The organism is Microcoleus sp. T3_A4, from assembly GCF_036700465.1.
In the GTDB taxonomy this organism is placed as follows: Bacteria; Cyanobacteriota; Cyanobacteriia; order Cyanobacteriales; family Microcoleaceae; genus Microcoleus.
On sequence record NZ_JAUBOY010000098.1, the window covers coordinates 1 to 7,738 of the forward strand.

Below are 7,738 nucleotides of genomic sequence, written 5' to 3' on the forward strand. Positions count from 1 at the left end.
TTGTCGGTTGATGTTACCCACTCACAAAAGCGTTCCCAGACATTGGCGCTTTCGCGCTGCTGTAAGGTTGTTGTCATTTGTTTATGATTGCTTTATTTGATTTTCAATGTTCGCGACGGCTTTGTGTTCCGCCATGTAAATAAACATAAAGCTTTTATTTCAGTTTGTAAAGGCCTTTTAAGAACAGTTTTTCTTATATGTGTCATAAATTATGCTTTTTAAAAGCCAGAAGGCTTGCTATATAAGGAGTTGAAAAGCTGAATGCGGAATTGGTGGACGATCGCCCACGAAAGAAGAATACTCATAATCTACCTGGACAACGAGATTCCGGGCTTGCGTCAGTGTTAAGATAGATGAAGGGTTGCGATCGCAAACCGCAAAACTCCCATTGACATATATATGTTGTTGCACAAGTCCGATCGATAAAAATCCCAAGGAATGTCCCGCAACGTCACCTACAGCCCTGCTTATACTCTGGTTCCCACTTACGAGTGTTTTAACCGCTGCACCTATTGCAATTTTCGGGCAGAACCGCTGCAAAGCCCTTGGCTAACACTCGCAGAAGCCGAAAAACAGCTTTTGCTCCTGCAAACTCAAGGTGTAATTGAAATTCTCATCCTCAGCGGCGAGGTACACCCTCACAGTCAACGGCGAAAAGCTTGGTTGCAGCGAATTTACGATTTGTGCGAACTGGCACTTGCTCTGGGATTTTTGCCGCATACTAATGTGGGACCGCTCAGCTTTGAGGAGATGGCACAGTTAAAAAAGGTAAATGTATCGATGGGGCTGATGCTAGAACAGCTTGCCCCACATTTGTTACAAACTGTTCACCGACACGCACCGAGTAAAGTGCCGGCGCTACGGCTGCAACAGTTAGAATGGGCTGGGGAATTGAAGATTCCGTTTACAACTGGTTTGCTGCTGGGAATTGGGGAAAGTGAGGCAGATTGGATTGAGACGCTGGAGGCGATCGCCCGCATTCATTCGCGTTACAATCACATTCAAGAAGTTATCCTCCAGCCACACAGTCCGGGAAATCAGCAAAGTTGGGACGGTGAAGTTTTTGATGCTACAAAAATGCCGGAAGTAATTGCGATCGCCCGCAGGATTTTACCATCTGAAATCAGGCTGCAAATTCCCCCAAATTTAGTTGCACAGCCAGACATATTACTTGCTTGTTTAGAAGCAGGTGCTAGAGATTTAGGAGGAATTGGGCCGCGGGATGAAGTTAATCCCGATTATCCTCACCTGCAACACCAAACTTTAACAGAAATTTTAGCAGCATCGGGATGGCAACTCGTGCAGCGTTTGCCTGTTTATCCTCAGTACGATAAGTGGCTGCCGCAGACATTGCAAACGGCTGTTAAACAATGGAGAGTCAATCGATTTTAGATTTGAGATTTGAGATTTTAGATTGAAGAATTGAGCCTACTGATAAATCCGGGGGCTATCGATTTTAGATTTGAGATTTGAGATTTTAGATTGAAGAACTGAGCCTACTGATAAATCCGGGGGCTTGTGACCAAATTGCTTGATTGTCAGTTATTAATTATGGATAATGGGTAATTGGTAGCAAGATTCTTTAAATTGCTGCTATTGAGATTTTAAATCAAAGAACCGCCACCATCAATCCAGACTTCAGTACCTGTGATGAAGCTGGAGGAATGTGATACCAGAAATAACACTAATTGAGCGACTTCTTCGCTAGAACCTGCCGTATTATCCGTCAAAGGAATCATGTCTTGAATGGAATCAGGGTCCACTGGAATGCGATCGAGATGGCGCTTAACAGTGCTTTCCTCAATGGCAGTTAGCACCCCACCCGGACAGATCACATTGACTCTAATTTGGCAGGCTGCGAGTTCTAGCGCCAGCATTTTTGCAAAGGCTACTTGGGCAGCTTTTGAACAAGCGTAGGCCGTGGCACCAACTTTCCTGAAACTTCTGGTGCCATTAATTGATGATGTAATGACAATCGAACCTCCTTGTTTTTTCAGATGAGGAATAGCATACTTAACAGTCAAAAATGTTCCTCTGAGGTTGGTGTTAATTGTCCGATCCCACTCCTCGGGTTCTATCTCCTCTATCGGCGACCATACACCGTTAATACCAGCATTTGCAAACACAATATCAATTCTTTGATATTTGTCAAAAATTGTTTGAAATGCTTGTTGCATTTGCTGAGAATCCCCAACATCTGCGGCAATAGCCAGCCCGCAGCCTCCTTCATTGACCAACTGGCGGACGGTTTCTTGCCCCGTTTCCAAAATGTGATCTATAATAGCAACTTTGGCGCCTTCCTTGGCCATTAAGATTGCTGCTGCATGACCAATTCCCGACCCACCGCCGGTAATAACTGCAACTTTTTCTGAAAGTTTCATATTTTTTTAGATAAATATTTTTTTGGGCGATCGCATAGCATAAAAATAATACTATAGAGAGGACTTTAGCCCTCACTACAAACAAGTTTTTTTCATCAAAATCATGCAAGTTAAAAGTGGTTTAAGGTACTAATTATAGCGGTAAGGTGTGCAGTGCACACCCTACTTTAGGCAGAGGATTACGTCAATTTTAACGTAGTCTTTACGGCTGTGGCACCCAGACCGAAACAGAACCGGCGTTACACCTAAAATCAGCCCAACCATCGTCATTAGTTGTGATTGATTCTTTGATGTGTTCGGTGATGTCAATATAAGTTCGATTGGGTTGTCCGACTTCCATAAACTTGGTGCCATCGCCTCCGTTACTGAGTACCACAGCCATGCCGCCCGGATGTTCTTCATCTCCGAGTCGCGTCCAGCCAATGGTATTGGCGTGGTCGAAGTAATCGTACTGATTGCCGTAGGAATAAGTTTGGCGCGCGAACAAGAATTTATCGAGAATAAACTGATGTTTGTCTAACCAAATTTCGTATTCGTTGCCATCGTTTGCTGTATCCTTATAGTTGGCGCCATAATAGTCCGGGTAAAAAATGCACGGATATCCTTCGCTTCGCAGCAAGATTAAAGCGTAGGCAAGAGGTTTAAACCAAGCCTCGACAACAGATTCTAGGGATTGCAATGGTTGAGAATCATGGTTGTCAACCAAGGTAACGGCGAGGGTTGGTTGCTGTTGGACGAGGGTGTTATCAAAAATTGTTCGCAAGTCGTAGCTATTGCCGGCTTTGCTAGCAGCGTGGAAGTTGTAATGGAGGGGTGCGTCAAATAAGGAGACTTTACCATCCGTTGCTTGGATGAAGTAGTGCAAAGCTTCCACTTCGTAAGACCAATATTCACCGACGGCAAATAGGTCGCGTTGGGCATAGTGGCGAACGTGTTCCAACCATTCTTGGAAAAATTCTGCTTTAACGTGTTTGACGGCATCGAAGCGAAAGCCGTCAACGTTTGTTGTATCGACATACCACTCACCCCAGTATTTTAACTCCCCGCTGACTTCTGGGTTGTCCATATCTAAATCGCAACCCATGAGGTAGTCAAAATTACCTTTTTCTAAGTCTACTCCTCGATCGAATTCTTTGCCTTTTAGCAAGTAAACGGCATGGGTTTCTGTGTTGTAAACGTTGTAATCAATGGCGTCAAAATGCCACCAATGCCACTCCATGCGGGAATATTTTTGGTCGCGGCCGGGGAAAGTAAAATGCGTCCAAGCTTTGATTTTTTGATATTCGCCTACGGTGTCATTCCGGTTGTCGGGATGGAAGGGTGTGGCTTCGGCTTCTTCTTCTGCATCGGCACCTAATTTGTGGTTGAAGACAACATCGGCATAAATCCGAATTCCAGCATCTTGTGCAGCTTTAATCGCAGCCAAATACTCATCTTTTGTGCCGTATTTCGTGCGTACTGACCCTTTTTGGTCGAACTCGCCTAAATCGAATAAATCGTAGACGCCGTAACCTACATCCATACCGCCGCCAGTTCCTTTATAGGCGGGTGGCAACCACAGGGATGTAACCCCTATTTTGGCTAAATCTTTTGCAGATTTCGCTAGCTGATTCCACAGGCTGCCGTCGTCGGGGCTGTACCAGTGGAAATACTGCATCATCACGCCATTGAGTTGAGACATATATTTAGTTTTTCCTGTTTTTTTAAATTGCGATCGACATTTATGTTCGTAGCTCGCTAGTTTACGTATGTCTGCAATCTATGGTTAATAAATATCATAAAAGATGGGGCTGGTCAAAAAAATCTATCTGTTGATGTATTGACAACAGAATGTAAATTTGATAGTAATTTTAGGCAGACTAAACAATATTAATTTGGTGGCGACTTTGCAGCAACTCGCTCAACTCTGGTGTTCCAAGTACCATCGATCGCCAATTCAAGCAATCTAAATCCCGGCGGGATTTCGTCAAGGATAATCGGATGGCTTTTGGGTAAAAGTTGGATGCAGGTGCTGGGTGTCCCCAAGTAGGTAACTGAGCCCCGCTGTTGTTGAAATTCTTGGTGAATGTGGCCGCAGAGGACGATTTTGATTTGAGGATATCGATCGACAATTGCGAAAAATTCATCGGCATTCTGCAGCATCATTCCATCCATGATTTCACAGTCGATCGGCAAAGGATGATGGTGCAAGGCAATGATAACAGGTCGATCGCCCGTTTGTTGCAGTTGAGAGTCTAGCCAATGCAAGCTTTCTGGGGAAAGCCGCCCGCCGTCGCATCCGGCTTCCACACTCGAAAGTAATAGAAATTGCCAGTTTCCTAGCATCCATGATTTTTCTGGGGAAAGAGGCGACTGATTTAAGATTTCTGCCATGACTGGGATGTTGTCGTGGTTCCCAGGTATCCAGTAGGCGGGAATTCCGAGGGGGGCGATGAGGGAGACTAGGCGCTGGTAGGATTCTGGTGTTTCGTCTTGGGACAAGTCGCCTGTGAGTAGGAGTAAGTCGGGCGGCGGCTGTATCTGTTGCAGGCGATCGAGAACTGCTTGGAGGGTGCGGGTTGTTGAGAGGCCTTTCCATTCTCGATCGATCTCTGCAAACAAGTGAGTGTCCGTGATTTGGGCGACGAGTAAGGGAGAAACTGGTGTCATGGCTGGTGTTGCGGGCGATCGATGTAGTTCTAGAATAGCCTCGGATGGGTTTTGGAGGTGTGGGAAAAAAGGGCGATTCCCTACGGGATAGCTGCGCTTCACGAAATTTTTGACAGGTATGTTAAAATTTTCGAGATTTGGTGTACTATAAGAAAACGTCAAATTTCAGACGTGACGGCGGCATAGCCAAGTGGTAAGGCAGAGGTCTGCAAAACCTCCACCCCCAGTTCAAATCTGGGTGCCGCCTTTTTTAATTTCTAAAGTAATAAACTGTTTGTCAGTGATGACAGAGTTTTGTCCCTGCTGTCAGCGGGGTATTTTTGTGCGATCGCAACAATCTCTTTCGCCAGTTATCTACCAAAATATTGACCTAACTCGGATTCTCCGAATAGATTGAAAGCAAATACTCTGTGGGCATTTTGACGTTCATGGCATGATATCAATTCCTGTTGCAATTGTTGATTCTTGGACCATTTTATAGTACATTTGTTGTTATAAAGGTATGATTCAAATAATATTATTTAGCATATTTATCTACCGAGGGCAGGTTATAATAAAGTTGTAAAGTCAGATTTCTAGCTTTACTAAATCCTGGGAGATTTGTCCAGCTTGAACCCATTATGTCAACAGCCCGCCATGTTATTGCACTCTTAAAGAGTTACCTCGAAGATGAGGAGCAACAATTTTTTTCTGTGGCTCTACAGATGGCTGCACATGAAGCACGACAAGGACACACTAAAGTTGCTCAAGAAATCCAAATTCTTATTGATAAAGCCAAAGAGCGTAAATCTGCGATTGAACACAAAGCTTCACCCACGCCGCTCGTCCACCCCAAGGGAGAATTAGTAAACCTTGTGTCAGTTTGCTATTCAGACACCCGATTTATTGACATGGTTCTTCCTATATCGTTAAAAAAAAGATTAGAACGTATTATTATAGAACAAGCTAAGCGGCATCGTTTAGCTGAGTATAATCTCAAGCCTCGCCGTAAAATACTTTTAGTTGGGCCACCAGGATCGGGGAAGTCGATGACCGCCGCTGCTCTGGCTGGAGAACTGAAACTCCCTCTTTTTACTGTTGCTTACACTGGGTTAATTACAAAATATATGGGTGATACGGCTAATCAACTCAAACTGATATTTGATGCAATGGCGGTAACACGAGGTGTTTATTTTTTTGACGAGTTTGATGTCATTGGTTCGCAACGTGGTGCGGCTAATGATGTTGGAGAGATTCGTCGAGTTTTAAATTCATGCTTGCAGTTTTTGGAGAATGATGATAGCCAAAGTCTAATCATTGCGGCGACTAATCATCCTGATTTATTAGACAAGGCTCTTTTTAGACGTTTTGATGATGTTATTGAATACGAGTTACCAAATCGAGAAGTTGTTCGCAAGTTGCTGGCAGCCCGTTTATCCCTCTTTAATATTGAGTGGCAAAATTGGCAACATATTATCGAGACTGCTGATGGACTAAGCCAAGCAGAGTTAGTTATAGCAGCAGATGAAGCTGCTAAAGTAGCCGTGATTTCTGATCGGGATTCAATATCTGAAGAAAATATAGTTTCTGCGATTATGGAACGAAAAAGCACTATCTTTAAGTAAGTGCGGTATGAGCTGAATATTTTTTTAAAATTAATCTCTCAATCTAATGCCTGACTACAAAAGAAATCTCCCTAATTTTTACCTTGTTGTAAAAGGTAATAGCCAAAATTACTCATCTCCTACGAGAGGAGGGAGTCAAAAATCCGTCCCCCTGCGTAATCGTATAGAACACGCTGAAACTTTGCTAAAAGCTTTTGAGAAAGCTATTGAAGATTATCAGCAACAAAAATCATTGCGCGAGCCAGAACTGGCTATTGGAAAACCGGGTATTTATTTAGAGTTTCAGTTGCCAAAGAGTGAATTGGAAGCGGTAGAAAAATTGGAGGATAAGCGTAAGCAAATAGAGTTGCTTGCCGTCGGCTCATCTGATGATGCGGATGAAACCGTATCAGCAACTGTATTTGTGCCAGAGACAGCATTAGATTTTTTCTCGTCAAAAATCGAAGATTACCGTGATGAAGAAACAAAAAAAGGTAATCCTAAGAATGAGCCTTTAATCGCACGATTGGAAGATATTAGTTTAGGTACAGTGAGTGCGCTATTCACAGACAATCTTGCATTATTTCCCTCGGAATCCCAGGAAGTGTGGTGGGAAGTCTGGTTACGTTATGGTTGTCGTGAATCTTTCCAGTATATAGCACAAATACTTGATATTAGAGTAACAGAACACTCAATTACTTTCCCGGAAAGAGAAGTGGTTTTGGCATTGACATCTGTAACCACCTTATCTCGAATTATTAACAATAATGGTTTAATTGCGGAACTTCGCCTTGCCAAAGATTCACCGTCTATGTTCTTGAACATAGAGCAAGAAGAACAGGATAGTTGGGTGGATGAACTTGCAAATCGCACTATCGTAGCATCGAATACTAATTTAGCTGTTTGTTTATTAGATGGTGGTGTTACACGGGAGCATCCTCTAATTAAACCAGCCCTTGCTTCTGAAGATTTGTTGACTTGCCATCCAAACGGGGGAGTCAAAGACACTCAGGGCGGTCATGGTACTCACATGGCTGGCATAGCCCTGTATCCCACATTCCGCAGATGTGTGTGGAATTTTTTTATCAGTTGTGAAAAGTTGGAGTCAAAAAGTTTTTCCGTTTA

6 protein-coding genes and 1 tRNA gene are annotated in these 7,738 nt (G+C 43.5%); 4 read left to right on the forward strand and 3 right to left on the reverse strand.

The genetic code is table 11. The annotated features are described in order from the left end of the window. The first annotated feature begins 438 nt into the window (after positions 1-438). Complete coding sequence (gene cofG, locus QUA07_RS29265; RefSeq protein WP_333332597.1) at positions 439-1,392, forward strand: 7,8-didemethyl-8-hydroxy-5-deazariboflavin synthase subunit CofG; 954 nt, start codon at positions 439-441, stop codon at positions 1,390-1,392. 212 nt (positions 1,393-1,604) lie between these two features. Here cofG and QUA07_RS29270 read toward each other — a convergent pair whose 3' ends face one another. The 3 genes from QUA07_RS29270 to cpdA all read right to left on the reverse strand — a co-directional run bounded on the left by QUA07_RS29270 (position 1,605) and on the right by cpdA (position 5,132). After that, a complete protein-coding gene (locus tag QUA07_RS29270; protein ID WP_333332600.1) occupies positions 1,605-2,381 on the reverse strand; it encodes an SDR family NAD(P)-dependent oxidoreductase in 777 nt (258 codons plus the stop codon). 202 nt (positions 2,382-2,583) lie between these two features. Next, positions 2,584-4,062 carry an alpha-amylase gene (locus QUA07_RS29275; RefSeq protein WP_333332602.1) on the reverse strand — a complete coding sequence of 493 codons (1,479 nt, stop codon included), beginning with the start codon at positions 4,060-4,062 and terminating at the stop codon, positions 2,584-2,586. Positions 4,063-4,250: 188 nt separating this feature from the next. Further along, positions 4,251-5,132, reverse strand: a complete 882-nt coding sequence (cpdA, locus tag QUA07_RS29280) for a 3',5'-cyclic-AMP phosphodiesterase (protein WP_333332604.1) — start codon at positions 5,130-5,132, stop codon at positions 4,251-4,253. A 74-nt stretch (positions 5,133-5,206) separates the two neighbouring features. Here cpdA and QUA07_RS29285 point away from each other — a divergent pair. The 3 genes from QUA07_RS29285 to QUA07_RS29295 form a co-directional block, all read left to right on the forward strand. Further along, positions 5,207-5,277, forward strand: a tRNA-Cys gene (locus tag QUA07_RS29285). Between the two features lie 373 nt (positions 5,278-5,650). Beyond that, positions 5,651-6,634 carry an AAA family ATPase gene (locus tag QUA07_RS29290; protein ID WP_333332607.1) on the forward strand — a complete coding sequence of 328 codons (984 nt, stop codon included), beginning with the start codon at positions 5,651-5,653 and terminating at the stop codon, positions 6,632-6,634. Positions 6,635-6,680: 46 nt separating this feature from the next. Then, a partial coding sequence (locus tag QUA07_RS29295; protein WP_333332611.1) for a S8 family serine peptidase occupies positions 6,681-7,738 on the forward strand: 1,058 nt, incomplete at its 3' end.

Bases quoted from the DNA above. Each gene is read 5' to 3' on its own strand.
- QUA07_RS29290 (WP_333332607.1), top strand. From the start codon at position 5,651: ATGTCAACAGCCCGCCATGTTATTGCACTCTTAAAGAGTTACCTCGAA.
- QUA07_RS29275 (WP_333332602.1), bottom strand. From the start codon at position 4,062: ATGTCTCAACTCAATGGCGTGATGATGCAGTATTTCCACTGGTACAGC.
- cofG (WP_333332597.1), top strand. From the start codon at position 439: ATGTCCCGCAACGTCACCTACAGCCCTGCTTATACTCTGGTTCCCACT.
- QUA07_RS29270 (WP_333332600.1), bottom strand. From the start codon at position 2,381: ATGAAACTTTCAGAAAAAGTTGCAGTTATTACCGGCGGTGGGTCGGGA.